Source organism: Mesorhizobium sp. CA4 (genome assembly GCF_020165075.1).
GTDB lineage: Bacteria > Pseudomonadota > Alphaproteobacteria > Rhizobiales > Rhizobiaceae > Mesorhizobium.
Map to the genome: position 1 here is coordinate 35,603 of NZ_JAIUHK010000038.1, position 19,756 is coordinate 55,358.

Below are 19,756 nucleotides of genomic sequence, written 5' to 3' on the forward strand. Positions count from 1 at the left end.
TCCTCTAGTTGTTAAGAGTTTGGCCGACTTCGCTCAGGAAGGCCGCCCTCTCATCGACACCGTCTCCGATCGACCTTCGAGATACGGCACGAAGACGGTCTCGAATGCCTTGAGCGCCGCGCCGATTGCCTGGTGCATGTCGAGATAGCGGTATGTTCCGAGCCGGCCGCCGAAATGAGTGTTTTGTTCGAGACGAGCGCGCGCCAGGTAGCGCTCGTAGATACGTTGGTCGGCGCGGGTGTCGATAGGATAGTAAGGTTCGTCGCTGCGACGAGCAAAACGCGAGAATTCGCGACCGATCAGCGTCCTGTTGCCTTCAAATTCACGCTCCGGGTTGAAGTGCCTGAACTCGACGATGCGCGTGTAAGGCACGGCTTGGTCGGCGAAATGCACGATCCCTGTGCCTTGATAGTCCGGCGTGTCCATATGTTCGAACTCGATGTCGATTGTCCGCCATCCGAGGTCTCCTTCGGCGTAGTCGAAATATCGGTCGATGGCGCCCGTGTAGGCGATAGGAATATTTTTGGGCAGCGATCCCTTGATCTGGAAGAAATCGACGCCGAGCCTGGTCTCGATCAGCGGGTGCGCAAGCATCTTGTGGAAGATTGCCGTATAGCCTTCGAGCGGCTGTCCCTGGTATCGATCGTTGAAATAGCCGTCCTCGAATGTGTAGCGCACCGGCAAACGCGCGATGATCTGCGGCGGAAGCTCGCGCGGGTCGGTCTGCCACTGCTTGGCAGTGTAGCCTCTGATGAGCGCCTCGTAGAGCGGGCGCCCGATAAGGGAGATAGCTTTCTCCTCGAGATTGGCCGGCTGCCGGTCCCCGAGTTCGGACGATTGCTCGGCAATCAGCGCTCGCGCTTGATCCGGGCTGAGCCGTTTGCCGAAGAACTGGCAGATCGTCGCCAGGTTGATCGGCAAGGAATAGATCTGATCGCGATATGACGAAAACGCACGGTGCCGATAGGAACTGAATTGCGTGAAGGCGTGCAGATAGTCCCAGACCTCTTTGTTGGATGTATGGAAGATGTGAGGCCCATAGCGGTGGATCTCGACGCCGGTGGCAGCGTCGGGCTCGGTGTAGGCGTTGCCGCCTATGTGCGTGCGTCGATCAATCACCAGCACACGGCGGCCCAGCCTGGTTGCAACACGCTCGGCAAGCGTTGCGCCGTAGAATCCGGCCCCTACGACAAGAAGTTCGGCGCTATTCAACATGTCATTGCCCCGTCGGCAGTCCGAGCCGGAAACGGCTCGATCGCGATGGCTGAGAGTTCGATCGCCTTGAAATGCTGTCGGCGAACATGCCGCCACAGCGTTTTCTTCAGTCGATACACCTGTCTGAATGCATTTAGCCGTCGGGCGTAATGCAGCATCATGCGCAGGCCTATGGCAGTCTTCGATCGCCAAAGGCGCCCCTTTCTGTCCACGGCCTCATAGGAGATCGGATAAAATTCATCCAGGCCAAATCTGGCCTTCAGCTGCGCGTATTCCGCCTCGGGTGTAAGGCCTTTTTCCAACATCGTTTGGGCAAGCGCGCTTCCGACAGGGCGCGTGTGACGAATCGACAAATCATCGAACACGGCGGACTTGCGTCGGTTGTCCGGCGCCAGGCGCGTCCAAATCGAATCAAGGCCGAAGCCGCTCATTGAATGTTCGAAGAGCGGCAGCACCTTGACCAGCACGTCGGCTCTGATGCAGGGAGCCATAATCTCGATCTTGTCCACGAAGCGGAACTCGAAGCTGTCGCAACGCATGAACGGCAGATGCGAAAAATAGCTGTCGAGCGTCAGAGAGGGTTGGCCGACATCAAGGCCGAGCCGGCGCATATTCGCAAATATGGCCTCGATTGTTCTTCGATCTGCATCGAGATCATCGTCCGGAAGCCAGAAATACCGATAGCGCTGGAGCAGGTCCGGCTGCTGATTGAACAGCGCGAAAAGGCCGTCAAACTTGCCGCCTTTCCGATCCACTCGCCTTTCGTAAGGCAGTCTGAAGGCCGATGGATCGGATCCGTAGTAACTGACGATCAGGTCGAAGTCACATCCAGGCTCGTCCGCGCCCCAACCACGATGCAGGGAATGGTCGCCGGCTCTGACGATCACGAGATTGCGGTGGCTGGTCGGCTGCGGAGATCTGCTGGTGGAGTTCATGCTTCGGTGGGCTGCTTTGCTGTCTCGCGGCACTTACACCAAAGTTGCTCGCTTCAGAAGGTCGAATGCTTGGCTCGCTTGCCGCGAGATCGGCGGCGGGTTATCGACTGACGGATAGTTCGCATTTGCGCAAAACGTCCCGTCAGGATGGCTATCCATGAAGCTGATCGTTGTCACTCCGGCCGGACGTGAGAAATATCTTGGCGTGCTTAGCCACTATGTCCTGAAGAGTTCTCATGTGCACGAATGGCATCTGTGGGACAACTGCCGCAACGAGCAGGATCGGGCCTATCTCAGGCAATTGGCGAGCGCCGATTCGCGGATCAAAATCAAGACGTTGCCCGGGGCCAACGGAAAAAACGACGCCATCGGACGTTTTTTCCGTTTCTGCGACGATCCAGATGCTTTCTATCTGAGGCTGGACGATGACATCGTGTTTCTCGAGGACGGTTTTTTCGAAAACTACATGGAACGGGTGCTGACCGAGCGGGGCTCGGCGCTTTGGTATGCGCCGCTCATCATCAACAACGCCATCTGCAACACATTCATCAAATACCTCTCCGCGGTTCAGATCGAAGGGCCGCTGACCTGCCAGGCGATGTGCCCATTCTCATGGTCTCATCCGACGTTCCCGCTCGCGATGCATCCGATCCTGATCGAAGCGGTGCGCACCGGCCGGCTGGGCGATTTCCGGGTGCCCGACTGCGAAGTCAAGGCGTCGCGTTTTTCCATCAACGCGATCGGCTTTTTCGGGTCGGAGATCGTTGAACTGGGCGACCTTTTTCACCCGCTGGGAGACGAAGAAGAGTGGTTTTCCGCCGTCCTGCCCGTCAAGCTCGGACGGCCGGGCAAGGTTTTCGGCGATCTGATCGCGGCGCACTTTTCCTTCTACCCGCAAGAGAAGGCGCTTCTGGGCACTACGATCCTCGAGGATTATTACGATCTCGCCGGGCTGCCGGCGCCTGTCTACAAGAAGACGGTGGTGCGGTTGAAGGATCGGCTGAGGCCATGGAAGAAGTACCGCAATGGAACGCCGCCGAAATATACGATCACGCTCCCGAAAGATAGGGCTGATCCAAAACGGTGACACGGCGGCGTCGAAAGATGCTTGTTCCCATTCGGAAGGCTGGACCGCATCGTCCGCCGTCGGTGTTCCTCACCTTTGCAGGTGGCACCCGGCCTTGCGCTTGCCCGCGACATACTCGTCGATGAGTTGCCGGTAGCGCACCTTGCCGAAGCTCGGAAAATGACCGCCATGCACGACCGAGACGTCAAGCTCGCGCATGGCAAGCAGCGTCTCGACATAGTCGCCGATGTCTGAGTGGTAGACATCGTCGATCAGCGGCCCGTCATAAATGATGTCGCCCGACAGCAGGATACCGGTCTTCCTCTCATAAAGCGCGATGCCGCCGGGCGAATGTCCAGGCGTGTGGATCACCTCGAAGGCGCGGTCGCCGAGATCGACGACATCGCCGTGCTCGAGCAGCCGGCCTGCCGGCGCGGGCAGGATGCGGTAGCGCGCCGTATCCCAGCCTTCCGGCGCGCCGTCGAACATCTCCTCATTGGCATAGCGGTCCGCCACCGTCCATTCGTTGCGCGGATCGGCCAGGATTGCCGCTTCGGCCGAATGCACGCAGCGCTCCGGGAATTCGTGATGGCAGCCGATATGGTCGAAATGCGTGTGGCTGGCCACGCAAGTAAGCTTGCGCTCGCTCACCAGCGGCACATGGCGCCTCAGGCTGAAATGGCCAAGGCCGGTGTCGAACAGCAGATCGCGGTCGCGCCCGCGCACATGCCAGATATTGCAGCGGAAGAACGGTTTTATCCACGGCTCATGGATGAGCGTGATGTCGTCGCCCATGCGGATGGTTTCGTACCAGTCCGGAGCCTCGATGACCGGAAGCGTGCCCATGGATCAGTCCGCCAATAAGATGATGTCTTGAGCCTGGCATGAAACCGGGATCGTGTCGCCTGCCTGAATGGCAGCGGAAGCGGGCGCCTTCGCGATAAATTGCAGTGCAGGATCCAGCGTCGAGGTGGCCAGCACGCGCTTGAAACTACCCTGGAAGACGACATCGCCGACCTTGGCCATGCCCAGCGTGACATTGCCTTTCGCTTCGCCAAAAACCAGGTGCTCGGGTCGGATGGCGAGCGCGACCGTGGCATCGGCAGGCGAGACACCGGGCAGTGAAATCGGCCCGAGCGCCGTCATGGCCGTGACGGTCCCATTCTTCGCCTCGGTAACGGTGCCGACAAGGATCGTGCTTTCGCCCATGAAGGTGGCGGAAAAGCGCGTCGCCGGCCGCGCATAGACCCGCTCGGGCGGGCCTTCGTCCTCGATCCGGCCCTCATTCATCACCACGCAATGGTCGGCCAGCGCCATCGCTTCTTCCTGGTCGTGCGTGACATGGATAAAGGCGGTGCCGACGCGCTTCTGGATCGCCTTCAGCTCGTCCTGCATCTGCCGGCGCAGCTTGAGATCGAGCGCACCGAGCGGCTCGTCGAGCAAAAGCACCGCGGGCTCGATCACCAGCGCGCGGGCCAGCGCTACGCGCTGCCGCTGGCCGCCGGAGAGCTGATGCGGCTTCTTGTCGAAGGCGGCCGCCAACCCCACGAGAGCCAGCGCCTCGCGCGCCTTCGCCGCCCGGCTCGCGCCGTCGACGCCCCGCATGCGCAGCCCGAAGCCGACATTGCCGCCGACGCTCATATGCGGGAATAGCGCGTAGTCCTGGAACACGGTGGTCGTCGGACGCTTGGCCGGCGGCAGAGCGGTGCAATCCGTGCCGCGGATGAACACTTTGCCCTCGCTGGGCGTGACGAAGCCGCCGAGGATCGAAAGCAGCGTCGTCTTGCCGGAGCCGGACGGCCCGAGCAGGATCGTATAGCTGCCGGGCTCGATGGCGAGCGAGACGTTCTTCAGCACCGCTAGTTGGCCGAAGCGGTGCGAGACGCTGCGGATGTCGATCAAAGGCGCGCTCATGCCGGCTTTCTCCGCAACAGCGTCAATTCGAAAAACACCACCAGGACGATGGAGACGGCAAAGACCAGCGAGCCGACGGCATTGGTCTTGGGGTTGAGGCCGGAACGCAGCAGGTTCCAGATCTCCACCGGCAGCGTCGTCTGGAAGCGGGTGAGCAGGAAGGAGATGACGAACTCGTCCCAGGAAAACGTCATCGACAGGAAAAAGCCGGCGAAGATCGCCGGCGCCATCACCGGCATGGTGATCATGAGCAGCACCTTCCACTCGGCGGCGCCGAGGTCCCGGGCTGCGCGCTCGATGTTGATCTGGTGGTCGCCCATCTGGCTATAGATGATGGCAAAGCAGAGCGGCAGGTTGATCACGACATGGCCGATGCCGGCCGCAAGCAGCGACTTCGGCACGCCGGCCCAGTTGAACAACACCAAAAGCCCCATGCCGATGATGAGATAACTCACAGTGAGCGGCAGTGTGATCAGGCCGCGCAGGATGGCCGAGCCCGGCAGCACGAAGCGCGCGAACCCCCAGGCGGAAAGAAAGCCGAGCGTGACAGAAACGAGCGAGGAGAGCACCGCCACCAGCAGCGAATTGACCAGCGCCGAGGTGAGCCGCGCATCCGACAGCACCGCCTGATACCAGCGCAGCGACGGGCCGGTGAAGGGCGGGATCGGGAAAGAGGTCGCCTGCAGCGAGAACAGCACCAGCACGACCACCGGCAGGAAGATGAAGCCGTAGATCGCGATGGCGTAGAGCCAGGCGGCGAGGCGAACGGCGGCGCGCATGGTCAGGCCCGCTCGATCTTCAGCCAGCGCGCGCAGGCGAGATAGGCGATGGTCACAACAGCCATCAGGATGATCGACAGCGCGGAAGCCAGCGGAAAATCGCCGCGGCGGCCGATCTGCATCATGACGAGCTGCGGCATGACCAGCTCGTTGTTGCCGCCGAGGATCTGCGGCGTGATGTAGTCGCCGATGCAGAGCACGAAGGTGAGGAAGGCGCCGACCATGATGCCGGGCAAGGTGAGCGGCAGCACGACATGCAGGAAGGTGCGCACCGGCCCGGCGCCCAGATCGGCGGCAGCCTTGCGGTAACTCGGGCTGAGCTGCTTCAAATTGGCGAAGATCGTCAGCGTCAACAGCATGACGAAGAAATGCACGAAGCCGGTGACGGTGGCGAAACGCGTGTTCGCAAGCTGCAGCGGCTCGCCGATCAGGCCGATGCCGGTCAGCGCCCGGTTGATGACGCCGTTTTGCGCCAGCACCAGCAGCCAGGAATAGGAGCGCACGACATAGGAGGTCCAGAACGGCAGCACGGCCAGCATCAGCGCCAGCCGCTGCCAGCGTTCCGGCACCATCTCGGCAAGAATCCAGGCAAAGGGATAGGCAAGCAGGATCGAGATCACGGTGACGATCGCCGTCACCTCCAGCGAGTTCACCATCGCCCGCCAATAGGACGGATCGGTGAAGAACTGGCTGTAATTGGCTAAAGTGAAGCCGCCGCCTTCATGCGCCGTGAGGCTGGAAAATCCCATGGCGATGAAGGGCAGCACGAAGAAAGCACATGTCCATGCCAGCGCCGGCGTGACCAGCGCCCAGGGCAGGGCACGCGAATTGTTTCCCGCGAACGCCATCGGCTGGTTTACTGCGCCTGCAGCATCTCGGTCCACATGTCCTGCATCTTCTTGTCGAGATCGGCGTTCGGAGCCGGATAGGCCTGGGCGCGGGCGAGGAAGCCGGGCTGCTCGTCGAAGCGCAGGATCTTCTTCTGATCGTCGGTGAGCGCCGCCTTCTTGTTCGACGGCACCCCCCAATAGCAGGAAGAGGTCGCAAGCCGCGCCTGGCCCTCGGGGCTCAGAATGTACTGGATGAATTTCAGCGCCATGTCCTTGTTCTTGGAATCCTTGAACATGGCGAGCGACTGCGACCAGAGCACAGCACCCTCCTTCGGGATCGAGAAGTCGAGCGCCGGGTTTTCCTTGGCAAGGCCGGCCGTCACCCATTCGCCGCCGCCGACCAATATGTCGACCTCGCCGGTGGCGAGAGCGGTCTGGCTGGCCGTGACCTCGCCGACCAGCTTGGCGTTGGCCTTCATCTTGAGCAATTCGGCTTTTAGCGCCGGCAGGTCGGCCTCGGTGAGGTCGGCGGTCTTCTTGCCGATGGCCAGAGCGGCCATGCCGATCACCGGCAGGTAATAGTCGTAGATCGCGATCTTGCCCTTGTATTTGTCGCTGGTGAGCGAGGCCAGCGACTGCATGTCGGCCGGGTCGACCTTGGTCTTGTTGAAGCCGATCGTGTTGTAGCCGAACTTTTCGGTGATGCCGTAGCGCTTACCGTTGACGACGGTCGACTTGTCCATCTTCACTTCGGGAAACAGGTCGGCGAAGGGCAGCTTGTCCTCGGGGAGCGGCTCGAACAGGCCTTTCTCGACGCCGCGGGGCACGTCGATGGAATCGATCACCATCACATCCCAGTCGCCGGGCTGCGATTGGTCGACGATGGCCAGCCCCGCGCCGGTGCCTTCGAATTCCTTGACGTTGACCTTGACGTTATTGGCCTGCTCGAAGGGCTGCAGCAGCGCCGGGTCGGAATGGTCGCACCAGATCAGCGCGTTGAGATCGGCCGCCTGGGCGCCTCCGGCAGCGAGGAGCAGCGCCGCAGCCGCGCAAGCGGCTGAAAGATGAGACTTCAGGGTGGAAAGCGGATTCCGAATGTTGACGGTCATCGAGTGTTCTCCCTGCCTTGCTGGCTTGTTGGAAGAAAAGTTGAACCAATTCTAAAATTGAGTCAATTATGATTTTGTGGCAGAGAGGCCGATATGAGCGGATTGCGCGAACGGCAGAAGGCGGACCGGCACCGCCGCATCATCGATGCGGCAACCGCGCTGTTTCGCGAGGCCGGCTATGAAGGCGCCAAGATCGAGGCGATCGCGACGCAAGCCGAGGTCTCGATCGGCACCATCTACAATTACTACCAGAACAAAGGCGACATCCTCGGCGCCATCGTGTCGATGGAGGTCAACGAGGTGCTGAATGCCGGGCGAGGGGTGGTCGCCAACCCGCCCGCCAATGTCGGCGACGCGCTGGACACGCTGATCGGCATCTATATCGAGCACTCGCTGAATTATCTGAGCAAGGAGATGTGGCGCCAGGCAATGGCGATCTCGACGCAATTGCCCGACAGCCCCTTCGGCCAGGCCTACACCGCGCTCGACCGGGAATTGACCAAGCAGATCAGCGCGCTGATAGTCCGCCTGCAGGAACTCGGCCTTGTGCGCCCGGACATAGACGGCCCGGCGGTGGGCGAGCTGATCTTCAACAACATGAACATGATGTTCATCGAGTTCGTGAAGCGCGACGAGGCTAAGATACCGGAGCTGCGCGCGGCGATACGGCGGCAGAACAGGGTGCTGGTGGCGGCGGTCGGGGTGTGAGTGCGAAAACGCTACCGCCGAAGTGCCCCTAACGGTCGATCAGCCATAGGATCGCCGAGACCACGACGCTGATCAGTATTCCCGTGGTGATGGGAACGTAGAGCCTGAAGTTCTCGCGCTCGATCAAGATATCACCAGGCAACCTGCCAAGGCCGATCCGGTCCACCCAGGGCCACAGCAGACCTACGGCAACCATACCGAGACCAACGATGATCAGTGTTCGCGACATGGCGGCATCCTGCCGGAATAGCATCCTGCCGGAAATATAGAGCGACGGATCTTGCTGGCGGGGCTGCTTCCCCGCATCTGCGTCACGCCACTAGCGATCACAACAGGCGTGCTTAGCCGCGTGCGCTCGCGAACAGCGTTTGTTCGAAGGGGCAATGCGGTCGTCTCCGCTACAGGATGGTGCCCCCGGCAGGGATCGAACCCGCGACCTTCGGTTTACAAAACCGCTGCTCTACCAGCTGAGCTACAAGGGCACGGCGCTCCGGTAGCACATTTCGTGCGCCAGTAAAGACAAAACTCCGTTTCGGGTTGCCAATGGATGCCGCCGCTTGGCCGGCATGCTGAAAAGCGGACCGCCGCTTCCTACATCTTTGTCAGGTGCAATCGCATCGAACGGGGTGCCGCATGATCAGATTTGTCATCATCCTGCCGCTCATCGTCGTGACCTGGCTTTTGCTGGTGAAAGCCGTCAGCGATCTGAAGAAGGCCAATATCGACTGGACCGGCGTCGCCACCTTCGTCGGCTTCATCGTGCTGGCCTTCTGGCTGAGGCACATCATGGGGATGGGTTAGCGAATAGGGAATAGCGGATAGGGTGGCCGGATCGCGAATTGTCCCTATTCGCTACCCGTATTCGCTGTCGCAAAAAAATTTCGAACCTTTTTCCGGGCCGCAGCGACAGACGATCAAGAGGCGGATAGTTCGCCTCTCCACCGAAACAGGAGATCGTCATGTTCAAGCGCACCATCGTTTCCGGCCTCATCGCCACCACCGTCGCGGCCGGCTCGCTCGTCGGCACCGTCCAGCCTTCGGCCGCCCACGACCATCACCACCGCCGCGAGCTTGGCATCGGCATCGCCGCCGGCGTCGGCGGTTTCGTTCTCGGCAGCCTGCTTGCTCAGCAGCAGCCCCGCAGCGTCTATGTCGAAGACGACGGCTATGACTCGATCCACGTCCGCCGCTGCTACGCCCGCTACGCCAGCTATGACGAGCGCACCGACACTTATATGAGCTACGACGGCCCGCGCTATTGCAGGCTCTAGGAGGGAGCTAACTCGACGGCCAGTAAAGAGGGGCTGCCCGCAGCCCCTCTTTTGCGTCTGGGCACAAAGCATCCCTGATTGGCGTGATTTGAACCGGACAATGTTCCCGCCTGCATCAGTTCAGGAACTGGGCTTCAGCTCCGGCAGCGCCAATCCCGCCGCCTTGCAGGCGCCGCTGACTGAAACGGCATTTATCGCAATGAGTTCGAAGCTGTTTCCGGCATCGGGATAGATCTTGCCGATGAAAGGCTCGTTGCCGGGAGAGCCCTTGTCGTCGACAGAGCCGCACACCACGATTTCGTGGCGGCCGTTCAAACTGCGCTCGCCGGCAAGCATAGTCCCGAATTTAGCAGCGATAGGGTTCTTCAAATGCTGGCGCACGCCAGCGGTGATGATCTCCTCCAGAGCCAGCGAGATCGGAATGAGATCGACCAGCGGGTTGCTGCTGGGGCTGCCGATCGGCTCGACCGGCGGTGTCGCCGCCATGCATCCGCAAAGTGAAGCGGCGGATAAGGTAAACTGTTTTCCGCATTCGTGCCCTTTTGCGTGCATCCCGACGCCCCGGCAAGACGGTCAAGTCCGGGCCTGGCTATCGCCGGTCGACCTTGCCGAGAAACCAACGATGTACAGCGATTTTGCGAGCGTTTAATCTGGCTTTGACGGCAACCGAGGGAAGGTTCGCTTGGACAATCAGGATCCCAAGGAAGAACGGGTCGAACCGGTTTTCCGCAACGGCACCATCACCATCGTCGGCATCCTGCTGGCGTTCTCGCTAGGCTTCATCACCCATTGGGCGGCCAACCCGATCCCATGGCAGACTTACCATCTGATTGCCGTCCTGCCGATCCTGGTCGGCATCGCGCTGCAGATGCGGGCGCTTGCCATTCTGCTCGACATCAAATCCCTCCAGCGAAGCATTCATGACCGCGCCTGTCGGATATTCATCGCCGGCCTCATCTTGGCGGCCTGTGGCGTCGGCCTGGCCATCCTGCTCGATTTCTTCGACATATCGGCAAAGAGCCCATTGCCGGGCGCGTCCTAGAGCAATTCCAGGAACAGTGTGAGCGGTTTCCGTCCGGAATTGCGGTAAAACAAGAAGATAGTGCGTTTCGCCGTTTCCGTGAAACGGTGAAACGCACTGGTCAGTAGGCTTTCACGCCGCCAATCATCTTCGTCACTTCGACCGCGGCGTCGCGCACCAGCGGACCGATTTCGGCCAGCCGCTCGGGCGTGACCCGCACCGTAGGTCCGGACACCGAAACGCCGCCGAGCGGCTCGCCGAACTCGTTGAAGATGGCGGCGGCCACGCAGCGCATGCCGGGGTGGCGCTCCTCGTCGTCGACCGACCAGCCGCGATGCTTGATAACGGCCAGATCATGGGCAAGCGCCGAGATGTCGGAAAGCGTCTTGTCGGTATAGCGCTGCAGGCCCGCCTTGCGCAGGATAGCGGCCACCCGTTCCGGCTCGAGATGCGCCAGCACCGCCTTGCCGATGCCGGAAGCATGAAAGGGGCTGCGCGTGCCCGGCCGGAAGAAGGCGCGGATCGCCTGGTGCGTTTCGACCTGGCTGACGAAAACGACGCAATCGTCCTCGGCGACGCCGAGATTGGCGGTCTCGCCGGTCTTTTCCATCAATTCCTGCATGACGATGCGCGCGCGGTCGACCAGCTTGCGCCGACGCAGGAAAGCAGCGCCCATACGGTAGGTTTCGACGCCGACCGACCAAAGCTGGTCGGCCGTATCGAACTCGACCATGCCGTGGTTCTCCAGCGTCGTCAGCATGCGATAGGCGGTGGAGGCGGCGATGCCGCTTTGCGCCGCGATTTCACTCAGCGACAAGCCGCTGGCCTCGGCGACGATCGCCAGGATCCGCAGCGCCCGGTCGAGCGACTGCACCGAGGCCGCTTCGGACGGGCCATTGAAGGCGCGCGGCCTGCCGCGCTGGCGTTTTTCCGTCGTTTCCATAGGCGGCATTCTCGCCGGTTTTGACTCGGATGCAATGAAAAAGTTTTTCAGTCGTTTCTGCGATGGGTCTTCTGGAAAACGAAAAGTGAAGCAAAATCAGCTTATAACAGCCGTTTTCTGGAAATGGAAAAATATTCTGAAAAAATTGAAAAATCGGAGACGCGCTGTCATAGTCAAGCCAACCAACGAAGTGGAGGCTTGTCATGGCCAGGATGCGCGCTGTCGACGCGGCGGTTTTCGTTCTCGAAAAGGAAGGCATCACCAATGCCTTCGGCGTGCCGGGCGCGGCGATCAATCCGCTCTATTCGGCGCTGAAGGCGCGCGGCACCATCCGCCATGTGTTGGCACGCCATGTCGAAGGCGCCTCGCACATGGCCGAAGGTTATACGCGCGCCAAGGCCGGCAATATCGGGCTCTGCATCGGCACCTCCGGTCCGGCCGGCACCGACATGATCACCGGCCTTTATTCGGCCTCGGCGGATTCGATTCCGATCCTCTGCATAACTGGTCAAGCTCCCCGCGCGCGCCTCAACAAAGAAGATTTCCAGGCCGTCGACATCGCTTCGATCGCAGCACCTGTCGCCAAATGGGCGGTCACCGTCATGGAACCTTACCTGGTTCCAATGGCGCTGCAGAAGGCGTTTCACCTGATGCGCTCATCGCGGCCCGGACCTGTGCTGGTCGACCTGCCGCTCGACGTGCAGCTTGCCGAGATCGAATTCGACATCGACGCCTATGAGCCGCTCGCTCCCTTCAAGCCGGCGATGACGCGCGCCCAGGCCGAGAAGGCGCTGGCGATGCTCAACGAGGCGGAAAAGCCGCTGATTGTCGCCGGCGGCGGCATCATCAACGCCGACGCTTCCGATCTTTTGATCGAATTCGCCGAAGTCACCGGCGTGCCGGTCATCCCGACTTTGATGGGCTGGGGCGCGATCCCCGACGACCATTGGCTGATGGCTGGGATGTGCGGACTGCAGACCTCGCACCGCTACGGCAATGCGACGATGCTGGCCTCCGACTTCGTCTTCGGCATCGGCAACCGCTGGGCCAACCGCCACACCGGCTCGGTCGACGTCTACACCAAGGGGAAAAAATTCATCCATGTCGACATCGAGCCCACCCAGATCGGCCGCGTCTTCGCGCCGGATCTCGGCTTCGTCTCGGATGCGGGCGCCGCGCTGAAGATCCTGCTCGACGTTGCCACGGAGTTGCGCACCGCCGGCAAGCTGCGCGACTGGTCGGGCTGGGCAAAGGAGTGCCAGCAGCGCAAGAAGACGATGAAGCGCAAGACGCATTTCGAGCAGGTGCCGTTGAAGCCGCAGCGCGTCTATGAGGAGATGAACAAGGCGTTTGCCCGCGACACCACCTATGTCACCACGATCGGCCTGTCGCAGATCGCCGGCGCGCAGTTCCTGCACGTCTACAAGCCGCGCAACTGGATAAATTGCGGCCAGGCCGGCCCGCTCGGCTGGACGCTGCCGGCGGCGCTCGGCGTGCGCGCCGCCGATCCGGATCGCGCCATCGTCGCGCTTTCCGGCGACTATGATTTCCAGTTCATGATCGAGGAGCTGGCTGTCGGCGCCCAGTACAAGCTGCCTTACATCCACGTCGTTGTGAACAACGCCTATCTCGGCCTCATCCGCCAGGCGCAGCGTGGTTTTTCGATGGATTACGAGGTGAGCCTTGCCTTCGAGAACGTCAACCGTGCAGGCGATCCGGAGGCCGGCTACGGCGTCGACCATGTCGCGGTGGCCGAGGCGATGGGCTGCAAGGCGGTCCGTGTGAAGAAGCCCGAGGAATTCGCCGGTGCCTTCAAGGAGGCGCAGCGGCTGATGAAGGAGCACCAGGTTCCAGTGGTGCTGGAATTCATCCTCGAGCGCGTCACCAACATTTCCATGGGCACGGAAATCGACAAGATCACCGAGTTCGAGGAGCTTGCCGAACGCAACGAGGATGCGCCGACGGCCATCATGATGCTCGATTGAGGCCTGGCGAGCGAAGGAGAAAAAGGAATGCCGCGTTTTTCAGCTAATCTTTCGATGCTCTTCGGCGAGCATGAGTTCTTCGATCGTTTCGATGCCGCCGCCCGCGCTGGTTTCAAGGGCGTCGAATATATCGGCCCGTATGACCATGCCCCGGACGTCGTCGCGGCGCGGCTGAAGAAGAACGGCCTGACGCAGGTTCTGTTCAACCTGCCGGCCGGCGACTGGGCGAAGGGTGAGCGCGGCATTGCGGTGCTGCCCGACCGGGTGCCAGAATTCAGGCAGGGCGTGGCTAAAGCGATCACCTATGCGCATGCGCTGGGCTGCGAACAGATCAACTGCCTTGCTGGCATCGCGCCGCAGGGTGCCGATCGTACTGTCTTGGAAAACGTCTTTGCCGAAAACCTCGCCTTCGCGGCCGAGAAACTGGAGCAGGCCGGCATCAGGCTCTTGATCGAGCCGATCAACACCCGCGACATCCCCGGCTTCTTCCTGAACTATTCCGACCAGGCCCTGGCGTTGATCGATCGCATCGGCTCGAAGAACCTGTTCCTTCAATACGACATCTATCACATGCAGATGATGGAGGGGGATCTCGCCCGTACCATCGAGGCGAACCTCGGCCGCATCGCGCATATCCAGCTTGCGGACAATCCCGGCCGTCACGAGCCGGGGACGGGCGAGATCAACTATCCCTTCCTCTACGACCACATCGACCGGCTCGGCTATTCCGGCTGGATCGGCGCCGAATACAAGCCGAAGGCCGGCACGGAGGCGGGGCTCGGCTGGTTCCGCGAATTCGCCGGGCAGGGCAGCGCGGCGGCTTAAGAGCGTCCTTCTCCCCGTCTCTACACGGGGAGAAGGCGCCGGCAGGCGGATGAGGGGCAGCGCCGGCCTTTGATGAGTTCGAACAAGCTTTCAGGAGCGACACCAATGGAAACCATCGGCTTCATCGGCCTCGGCATCATGGGCGCGCCGATGGCGGGGCATCTGCTCGATGCCGGCTATCCGGTCGTCGCTAGCGACCATCGCTCCAGGCCGTCTGCTGACCTTGTCGCCAAAGGGCTGAAGACCGTTTCCGGCCACAACGCGGTGGCGAAGGCGGCCGACATCATCATCACCATGGTTCCGGATACGCCCCAGGTGGCCGAGGTGCTGTTCGGCGAGAACGGCGTCGCCTCCGGCTTGACCAAGGGCAAGCTCGTCATCGACATGAGCTCGATCTCGCCGATCGCCACCAAGGAATTCGCCAAAAAGGTCAACGAACTCGGCTGCGACTATCTTGACGCGCCGGTGTCGGGCGGCGAAGTCGGCGCCAAGGCGGCCTCGCTCACCATTATGGTCGGCGGCGAGGAAAGGGCCTTCGAGCACGCCAGGCCCGTGTTCGAGAGGATGGGCAAGAACATCACGCTGGTCGGACCGAACGGCGTCGGCCAGACCACCAAGGTCGCCAACCAGATCGTTGTGGCGCTCACCATCGAAGCCGTCGGCGAAGCGCTGGTCTTCGCCTCGAAGGCGGGCGCCGATCCGGCCAAGGTCAGGCAGGCGCTGATGGGCGGGCTCGCCGCCTCGCGCATCCTCGAAGTGCATGGCGAGCGCATGATCAAGCGCACCTTCGCGCCGGGCTTTCGCATCGAGCTACACCAGAAGGATCTCAACCTGGCGCTTGAAGGCGCCAAGGCGCTCGGCGTGTCGCTGCCCAACACCTCGACCACGCAGCAATTGTTAAATTCCTGCGCCGCCAATGGCGGAGCCAAGGAGGACCACTCGGCGCTGGTGAGAGCGCTGGAGCGAATGGCGGGGCATGAAGTGGGATAGGAGTGAGTAGGAATTAGTGAGTAGCCAGTAGGGAATTCGTGTCCAAGCCTACTCGCTACTCGCTACTCGCTACTCGCTACTCGCTACTCACTACTCGCTATGAATTTCCTCGCCACATAAAGGCTCACCGCCGCCGCATTCGATACGTTCAGCGAGCGGATCGCGCCGGGCATGTCGAGGCGGGCCAGTGCCGTCACCGTCTCGCGGGTTTTCTGCCGCAGACCCTTGCCCTCGGCGCCCAGCACCAGCGCGATTTTATCGCCGTCGAAGGTCTTTTCGAGCTCGGCTGGTCCTTCCGAATCGAGCCCGATGGTCTGGAAACCGGCCTCGTGCAACTGGCCCAGAGCATCGGCGAGGTTCTTCACCTCGATCTGGTCGATATGCTCCAGCGCGCCCGAGGCGGATTTGGCCAGCACGCCCGATTCCTGCGGGCTGTGGCGGGCGGTCGTGATCAGCGCGCCGGCGCCGAAGGCGACGGCGGAGCGCAGGATCGCACCGACATTGTGCGGGTCCGTCACCTGGTCGAGCACCAGCACCAGCTTTGTGTCGCCGAGCGCGTCGAGACGCTTCGGCGTGAGCGGCTCGGCCTCGATCAGCACGCCCTGATGCACGGCGTCGGACCCGGTGATCCTGTCGATATCCTTCGGCTCGACCAGTTCGGCCTTGAAGGGCAGGGCGGCAAGGTCGGGAATCGAAAGCCGCTCCGCGGCGTTGCGCGTCACCAGCATCTTTTTGATCTTGCGCCGCGGATTGTCGAGCGCGGCCCGCACCGTGTGCAGGCCGTAAAGCCGCACCAGCCCGTCGCCGGGCGCTTCGCCAGGCGGCACCGGCTGGCGCGGCCGGAATGCCGGCGCGCCGCCTGCCTTCTGGTCGCGATGCGCGCGCCTCAGCTTGGCATAATGGGTGTCCTTGCGCGTACCGGGCTTGTTGCTTTTATCGTCGCTCATGCCGGCCTCTATAGCCGTCCCGTCCGGCTAAGGATATGGGCTGGACAAATGAATGCCGAACATCCTCGAAAAACCCTGGCCGCGCCGGTTGACACCCACCGGCCTTGCCGCCATAAGGCGCTTCGCTGATTTCGGAGAAGATCTTACTCGGGCTCCGGATCGGCGCGAACGCCTCGTTGCATGGCTCCGGCGGCAGACTGGAGAGGTGCCCGAGTGGTTAAAGGGGACGGACTGTAAATCCGTTGGCTTAGCCTACGTTGGTTCGAATCCAACCCTCTCCACCACTGCCGGCCCGGAAGCCCTGAAACGAAAAGTCTCGGACCGAAATGCATGGCGCTTTTCGGGTAAATCCGGTACCTCAGTGCAAGGCGCGGGTATAGCTCAGTGGTAGAGCAGCAGCCTTCCAAGCTGAATATGCGGGTTCGATTCCCGCTACCCGCTCCAGATTTCCTCCTCGCATGCCCCAAAGAAAACGCCGCGCGCCGAGAGGCGCAGCGTCTTCATTTCATCTAGCCTGTTAGCTGTTGAAGGCCGAAGCAACCTGATGGTGCTGCGGGATCTGGCCGTTCGGCGTCAGCTTGTCGACGATGCCGGGCAGCGCCGTGGAGAGCTGCTGCAGCAATTCCTGCTCGTTCATCCCGGCGCGCTGCGCGATCTCGCGGATCACCGAGGGCCCGAGCGCCGAGCCGAGATCACCCGGGTTGATCGGTAGGTTCTGGCCGGTGCCGACCCAGGAGTCGGCGACATTGCCGTGGCCAGCGTTCTTGAGCTTGTCGAGCAGGCCGCCGAGACCGCCGAGCAGGCCGCCATCGGCGGACGCGTCGGTTCCCGCAGGCGTCGGCGCCGGCGCTTGCGGCGCGGCCGCCTCTTCGCTTCTGCCGCTCAGCATCTTGCCGACCAGAAGCGCGCCGAGCGCGATCATCAGGGGTTTGGTGATGTTGCCGCCCGGAACGGCATTGTCGAAAAGGCCCATAATGGATCTCCTTATCCAGCCAAGTCCGCCCGGCCCCAGAATGGCGCAAACGGACGGAATTTCAAGCTGACTTGAGCTTTTGACAATCATATGAACATGATTGGGGCGGCGGGGGAATTTTGGAGGGAATTATGGGCATCATCAGTTGGATCATTCTCGGCCTTATCGCCGGGTTCATCGGCAGCAAGATCGTCAACAAGACAGGCCAGGGCATGATCATGGATATCGTGCTCGGCATTGTCGGCGCCATCGTCGGCGGGTTGATCTTCAGCGCCTTCGGCTCGGCGGGTGTCACGGGTCTCAACATCTGGAGCCTGATCGTGGCCGTGATCGGCTCGATCGTCGTGCTTTGGGCCTATCACCAGATTTCCGGCAAGCGCACGCTGTAGAAGGCCAGGGATCAGCCAGTAGGCCGCTGGAGGTCGACCCGGTCGGGTCGACCCAGGCTGGAAGCGCGCCGTCAGGCGACCATGGCCAGCCGGCGTTTTCTTTCGTCGAGTGAGACGATGATGAGGCCGCTGGCCATGACCAGCAGGATGCCGCAGACGGCGAGCGCGTTGGGAAACTGTCGGAACACCAGCAAGCCCGAAATAACTGCCCAGACGGTGAAGCAGTAATAAAAGGGCGCGACCGCACTCGTCGGCCCAACCCGGTAGGCCATGAAGATGAAGAAATGGCCGAAGATCAGGAACAGGCCGGCGCCGGCGATCAGGAGCAAATGATGTCCTTCGGGCATCACCCATTGCTCGGAGACGAGATGCGCCGCGCCTGAGCCGACCAGCACCACCAGGACTGCGGAGATGGCGACGATCATGCCCGGCACCTCGGCACCCACCTTGCGCCCGGCAAGGTCGCGCACCGCCGCGAAGGCGGCGTTGCCGAGCGCCAGCAGCGCATAGACCGAAATGCCCTGCATGGTCGGCTGCGCCACCATGAGCGCCCCGACAAAGCCGAGACCGATCAGCGCCATGCGCATGGCGCCGATCTTTTCGCCGAACAGCATCGAGGAACCGACCAGCACGATAAGCGGTGTGACTTGCCCGAGCGCGGTGGAATCCGCGATCTGCATGTTGGCTAAAGCCACGACGTAACACAGGATCGCCAGGAGCTCGAACAGGTTGCGGCGCAGCACCTTGCGCTCGAAGAGCAGGGCGATCTGCCTGGCATAGCCCAGCATCAGAAGCAGCGGCACGCCCCACAGCGTCGCGGCAGCACCCCGCAGCAGGAGCACTTCATAAGGCGGCAGTCCGGTGGTCGCGAGCTTCATCATCGTGTCGTTGACGAGATAGGATCCCGTCGAGATGATCATGAACAGCGGACCGCGGACATTGGATGGAATGAACTGCATCCGCCGACAAGATCAGAGCGGCGTCGCGGCGGCAATGGGCCAGGCGGGAGCCTTTGATTTTATGCACCGCAGCCCTATATCCGCGCCATATCCCGTGAAATCGACCATTGGTTCGGGTCGAGCGGCAATCCGCTCAGCCACAAGGTACTTGTGTTTTTCGGCCGTTGTCGCTAATCGCCCCGCATTCGACTGAACTGAAGGTCAAGGCCGTCCAAGGAAAGAGACTATGGCAAAAGGTAAATTCGAGCGCACCAAGCCGCATGTGAACATTGGCACGATCGGCCACGTCGATCATGGCAAGACGTCGCTGACGGCGGCGATCACGAAGTATTTTGGCGAATACAAGCGCTATGACCAGATCGACGCAGCGCCGGAAGAGAAGGCGCGCGGCATCACGATCTCGACGGCGCATGTCGAGTATGAGACGGCCAACCGTCACTATGCCCATGTCGACTGCCCCGGCCACGCCGACTATGTGAAGAACATGATCACCGGTGCCGCGCAGATGGACGGCGCGATCCTGGTCGTTTCGGCCGCCGATGGCCCGATGCCGCAGACCCGCGAGCACATCCTCTTGGCCCGCCAGGTCGGCGTGCCCTCGATCGTGGTGTTCCTGAACAAGGTCGACCAGGTCGACGACGCCGAGCTGCTTGAGCTGGTCGAGCTCGAGGTTCGCGAGCTTCTGTCGAAGAACGAGTTCCCCGGCGACGACATTCCGATCGTCAAGGGCTCGGCTCTGGCTGCTCTTGAAGACTCCAACAAGACCATCGGCGAGGACGCCATCCGCGAGCTGATGGCTCAGGTCGACGCCTATATCCCGACGCCGGTTCGTCCGCTGGACAAGCCGTTCCTGATGCCGATCGAGGACGTGTTCTCGATCTCGGGCCGCGGCACGGT

The 19,756-nt window shown here is 61.7% G+C and carries 22 protein-coding genes, 3 tRNA genes and 1 pseudogene; 12 read left to right on the top strand and 14 right to left on the bottom strand.

Annotation, left to right across the window (positions count from 1 at the left end):
* Positions 1-33: 33 nt before the first annotated feature.
* Both glf and LB528_RS25150 read right to left on the bottom strand, forming a co-directional pair.
* Positions 34-1,215, bottom strand: a complete 1,182-nt coding sequence (gene glf / locus LB528_RS25145; protein ID WP_224716721.1) for a UDP-galactopyranose mutase — start codon at positions 1,213-1,215, stop codon at positions 34-36.
* Positions 1,209-2,150 (bottom strand): hypothetical protein, encoded by a 942-nt coding sequence (locus tag LB528_RS25150; RefSeq protein WP_224716703.1) that lies wholly within the window; start codon positions 2,148-2,150, stop codon positions 1,209-1,211. The genes glf and LB528_RS25150 overlap by 7 nt, the downstream gene beginning before the upstream one ends.
* Before the next feature lie 157 nt (positions 2,151-2,307).
* Here LB528_RS25150 and LB528_RS25155 point away from each other — a divergent pair, with 157 nt between their 5' ends.
* Positions 2,308-3,237, top strand: a complete 930-nt coding sequence (locus LB528_RS25155) for a hypothetical protein (RefSeq protein ID WP_224716704.1) — start codon at positions 2,308-2,310, stop codon at positions 3,235-3,237.
* A 69-nt stretch (positions 3,238-3,306) separates the two neighbouring features.
* On the opposite strand, the gene LB528_RS25160 is transcribed toward LB528_RS25155, so the two are convergent.
* The 5 genes from LB528_RS25160 to LB528_RS25180 are packed head-to-tail and all read right to left on the bottom strand — an operon-like array spanning position 3,307 to position 7,848.
* Positions 3,307-4,062, bottom strand: a complete 756-nt coding sequence (locus tag LB528_RS25160) for an MBL fold metallo-hydrolase (protein WP_224716705.1) — start codon at positions 4,060-4,062, stop codon at positions 3,307-3,309.
* A gap of 3 nt (positions 4,063-4,065) precedes the next feature.
* Positions 4,066-5,130, bottom strand: a complete 1,065-nt coding sequence (locus LB528_RS25165; RefSeq protein ID WP_224716706.1) for an ABC transporter ATP-binding protein — start codon at positions 5,128-5,130, stop codon at positions 4,066-4,068.
* On the bottom strand, positions 5,127-5,909 hold the full coding sequence (locus tag LB528_RS25170) for an ABC transporter permease (RefSeq protein WP_224716707.1): 783 nt from the start codon (positions 5,907-5,909) through the stop codon (positions 5,127-5,129). Before LB528_RS25170 ends, LB528_RS25165 begins: the two co-directional genes overlap by 4 nt.
* A gap of 2 nt (positions 5,910-5,911) precedes the next feature.
* The gene (locus tag LB528_RS25175; protein WP_224716708.1) at positions 5,912-6,757 is read right to left on the bottom strand and encodes an ABC transporter permease; all 846 of its coding nucleotides are present in this window, start codon (positions 6,755-6,757) and stop codon (positions 5,912-5,914) included.
* A gap of 8 nt (positions 6,758-6,765) precedes the next feature.
* Complete coding sequence (locus LB528_RS25180; RefSeq protein WP_224716709.1) at positions 6,766-7,848, bottom strand: spermidine/putrescine ABC transporter substrate-binding protein; 1,083 nt, start codon at positions 7,846-7,848, stop codon at positions 6,766-6,768.
* A gap of 93 nt (positions 7,849-7,941) precedes the next feature.
* Between LB528_RS25180 and LB528_RS25185 the strand changes: the two genes are divergently transcribed.
* Positions 7,942-8,556 (top strand): TetR/AcrR family transcriptional regulator, encoded by a 615-nt coding sequence (locus LB528_RS25185; RefSeq protein WP_224509459.1) that lies wholly within the window; start codon positions 7,942-7,944, stop codon positions 8,554-8,556.
* Between the two features lie 28 nt (positions 8,557-8,584).
* Here the strand turns inward: LB528_RS25185 and LB528_RS25190 are convergent, their stop codons facing one another.
* On the bottom strand, positions 8,585-8,785 hold the full coding sequence (locus tag LB528_RS25190) for a DUF2905 domain-containing protein (RefSeq protein ID WP_224716710.1): 201 nt from the start codon (positions 8,783-8,785) through the stop codon (positions 8,585-8,587).
* 177 nt (positions 8,786-8,962) lie between these two features.
* A tRNA-Thr gene (locus tag LB528_RS25195) sits at positions 8,963-9,038 on the bottom strand.
* Positions 9,039-9,189: 151 nt separating this feature from the next.
* Between LB528_RS25195 and LB528_RS25200 the strand changes: the two genes are divergently transcribed.
* Complete coding sequence (locus tag LB528_RS25200) at positions 9,190-9,357, top strand: hypothetical protein (RefSeq protein ID WP_224509465.1); 168 nt, start codon at positions 9,190-9,192, stop codon at positions 9,355-9,357.
* Between the two features lie 158 nt (positions 9,358-9,515).
* Positions 9,516-9,827, top strand: coding sequence for a BA14K family protein (locus LB528_RS25205; RefSeq protein WP_095767586.1), 312 nt, complete (start codon positions 9,516-9,518; stop codon positions 9,825-9,827).
* A gap of 120 nt (positions 9,828-9,947) precedes the next feature.
* On the opposite strand, the gene LB528_RS25210 is transcribed toward LB528_RS25205, so the two are convergent.
* Positions 9,948-10,379, bottom strand: a complete 432-nt coding sequence (locus tag LB528_RS25210) for a hypothetical protein (protein ID WP_224716711.1) — start codon at positions 10,377-10,379, stop codon at positions 9,948-9,950.
* A 130-nt stretch (positions 10,380-10,509) separates the two neighbouring features.
* Here LB528_RS25210 and LB528_RS25215 point away from each other — a divergent pair, with 130 nt between their 5' ends.
* Entirely contained in the window at positions 10,510-10,869 is a 360-nt protein-coding gene (locus LB528_RS25215; protein WP_224509471.1) for a hypothetical protein, read from the top strand.
* A 100-nt stretch (positions 10,870-10,969) separates the two neighbouring features.
* On the opposite strand, the gene bhcR is transcribed toward LB528_RS25215, so the two are convergent.
* The gene (gene bhcR, locus LB528_RS25220) at positions 10,970-11,791 is read right to left on the bottom strand and encodes an HTH-type transcriptional regulator BhcR (protein ID WP_224509474.1); all 822 of its coding nucleotides are present in this window, start codon (positions 11,789-11,791) and stop codon (positions 10,970-10,972) included.
* A 203-nt stretch (positions 11,792-11,994) separates the two neighbouring features.
* Here bhcR and gcl point away from each other — a divergent pair, with 203 nt between their 5' ends.
* From gcl to LB528_RS25235, 3 genes and pseudogenes are all read left to right on the top strand, one after another.
* On the top strand, positions 11,995-13,776 hold the full coding sequence (gene gcl / locus LB528_RS25225) for a glyoxylate carboligase (RefSeq protein ID WP_224716712.1): 1,782 nt from the start codon (positions 11,995-11,997) through the stop codon (positions 13,774-13,776).
* A gap of 27 nt (positions 13,777-13,803) precedes the next feature.
* Positions 13,804-14,601, top strand: a complete 798-nt coding sequence (gene hyi, locus LB528_RS25230) for a hydroxypyruvate isomerase (protein WP_224716713.1) — start codon at positions 13,804-13,806, stop codon at positions 14,599-14,601.
* 51 nt (positions 14,602-14,652) lie between these two features.
* Positions 14,653-15,591: pseudogene (locus tag LB528_RS25235) on the top strand (2-hydroxy-3-oxopropionate reductase); the annotation flags it as partial.
* Positions 15,592-15,674: 83 nt separating this feature from the next.
* Here LB528_RS25235 and LB528_RS25240 read toward each other — a convergent pair.
* Entirely contained in the window at positions 15,675-16,538 is an 864-nt protein-coding gene (locus LB528_RS25240) for a TrmH family RNA methyltransferase (RefSeq protein ID WP_224716715.1), read from the bottom strand.
* Between the two features lie 199 nt (positions 16,539-16,737).
* On the opposite strand from LB528_RS25240, the gene LB528_RS25245 reads away from it, so the two are divergent.
* Together LB528_RS25245 and LB528_RS25250 are read left to right on the top strand one after the other, a co-directional pair.
* Positions 16,738-16,822 (top strand) — tRNA-Tyr (locus LB528_RS25245).
* A gap of 86 nt (positions 16,823-16,908) precedes the next feature.
* Positions 16,909-16,982: transfer RNA gene (locus tag LB528_RS25250), tRNA-Gly, on the top strand.
* 73 nt (positions 16,983-17,055) lie between these two features.
* Here the strand turns inward: LB528_RS25250 and LB528_RS25255 are convergent.
* Entirely contained in the window at positions 17,056-17,511 is a 456-nt protein-coding gene (locus LB528_RS25255; protein WP_224716716.1) for a YidB family protein, read from the bottom strand.
* Between the two features lie 131 nt (positions 17,512-17,642).
* Here LB528_RS25255 and LB528_RS25260 point away from each other — a divergent pair, with 131 nt between their 5' ends.
* Positions 17,643-17,900 (top strand): GlsB/YeaQ/YmgE family stress response membrane protein, encoded by a 258-nt coding sequence (locus LB528_RS25260; protein ID WP_126061040.1) that lies wholly within the window; start codon positions 17,643-17,645, stop codon positions 17,898-17,900.
* Positions 17,901-17,971: 71 nt separating this feature from the next.
* Here LB528_RS25260 and LB528_RS25265 read toward each other — a convergent pair whose 3' ends face one another.
* Positions 17,972-18,859, bottom strand: a complete 888-nt coding sequence (locus LB528_RS25265; protein ID WP_224716717.1) for a DMT family transporter — start codon at positions 18,857-18,859, stop codon at positions 17,972-17,974.
* A gap of 226 nt (positions 18,860-19,085) precedes the next feature.
* Between LB528_RS25265 and LB528_RS25270 the strand changes: the two genes are divergently transcribed.
* Positions 19,086-19,756 (top strand): GTP-binding protein (locus LB528_RS25270; protein WP_224716718.1); only part of this gene is annotated, 671 nt, incomplete at its 3' end.

Bases quoted from the DNA above. Each gene is read 5' to 3' on its own strand.
- glf (WP_224716721.1), bottom strand. From the start codon at position 1,215: ATGTTGAATAGCGCCGAACTTCTTGTCGTAGGGGCCGGATTCTACGGC.
- LB528_RS25150 (WP_224716703.1), bottom strand. From the start codon at position 2,150: ATGAACTCCACCAGCAGATCTCCGCAGCCGACCAGCCACCGCAATCTC.
- LB528_RS25155 (WP_224716704.1), top strand. From the start codon at position 2,308: ATGAAGCTGATCGTTGTCACTCCGGCCGGACGTGAGAAATATCTTGGC.
- LB528_RS25160 (WP_224716705.1), bottom strand. From the start codon at position 4,062: ATGGGCACGCTTCCGGTCATCGAGGCTCCGGACTGGTACGAAACCATC.
- LB528_RS25165 (WP_224716706.1), bottom strand. From the start codon at position 5,130: ATGAGCGCGCCTTTGATCGACATCCGCAGCGTCTCGCACCGCTTCGGC.
- LB528_RS25170 (WP_224716707.1), bottom strand. From the start codon at position 5,909: ATGCGCGCCGCCGTTCGCCTCGCCGCCTGGCTCTACGCCATCGCGATC.
- LB528_RS25175 (WP_224716708.1), bottom strand. From the start codon at position 6,757: ATGGCGTTCGCGGGAAACAATTCGCGTGCCCTGCCCTGGGCGCTGGTC.
- LB528_RS25180 (WP_224716709.1), bottom strand. From the start codon at position 7,848: ATGACCGTCAACATTCGGAATCCGCTTTCCACCCTGAAGTCTCATCTT.
- LB528_RS25185 (WP_224509459.1), top strand. From the start codon at position 7,942: ATGAGCGGATTGCGCGAACGGCAGAAGGCGGACCGGCACCGCCGCATC.
- LB528_RS25190 (WP_224716710.1), bottom strand. From the start codon at position 8,785: ATGTCGCGAACACTGATCATCGTTGGTCTCGGTATGGTTGCCGTAGGT.
- LB528_RS25200 (WP_224509465.1), top strand. From the start codon at position 9,190: ATGATCAGATTTGTCATCATCCTGCCGCTCATCGTCGTGACCTGGCTT.
- LB528_RS25205 (WP_095767586.1), top strand. From the start codon at position 9,516: ATGTTCAAGCGCACCATCGTTTCCGGCCTCATCGCCACCACCGTCGCG.
- LB528_RS25210 (WP_224716711.1), bottom strand. From the start codon at position 10,379: ATGCACGCAAAAGGGCACGAATGCGGAAAACAGTTTACCTTATCCGCC.
- bhcR (WP_224509474.1), bottom strand. From the start codon at position 11,791: ATGGAAACGACGGAAAAACGCCAGCGCGGCAGGCCGCGCGCCTTCAAT.
- gcl (WP_224716712.1), top strand. From the start codon at position 11,995: ATGGCCAGGATGCGCGCTGTCGACGCGGCGGTTTTCGTTCTCGAAAAG.
- hyi (WP_224716713.1), top strand. From the start codon at position 13,804: ATGCCGCGTTTTTCAGCTAATCTTTCGATGCTCTTCGGCGAGCATGAG.
- LB528_RS25240 (WP_224716715.1), bottom strand. From the start codon at position 16,538: ATGAGCGACGATAAAAGCAACAAGCCCGGTACGCGCAAGGACACCCAT.
- LB528_RS25255 (WP_224716716.1), bottom strand. From the start codon at position 17,511: ATGGGCCTTTTCGACAATGCCGTTCCGGGCGGCAACATCACCAAACCC.
- LB528_RS25260 (WP_126061040.1), top strand. From the start codon at position 17,643: ATGGGCATCATCAGTTGGATCATTCTCGGCCTTATCGCCGGGTTCATC.
- LB528_RS25265 (WP_224716717.1), bottom strand. From the start codon at position 18,859: ATGCAGTTCATTCCATCCAATGTCCGCGGTCCGCTGTTCATGATCATC.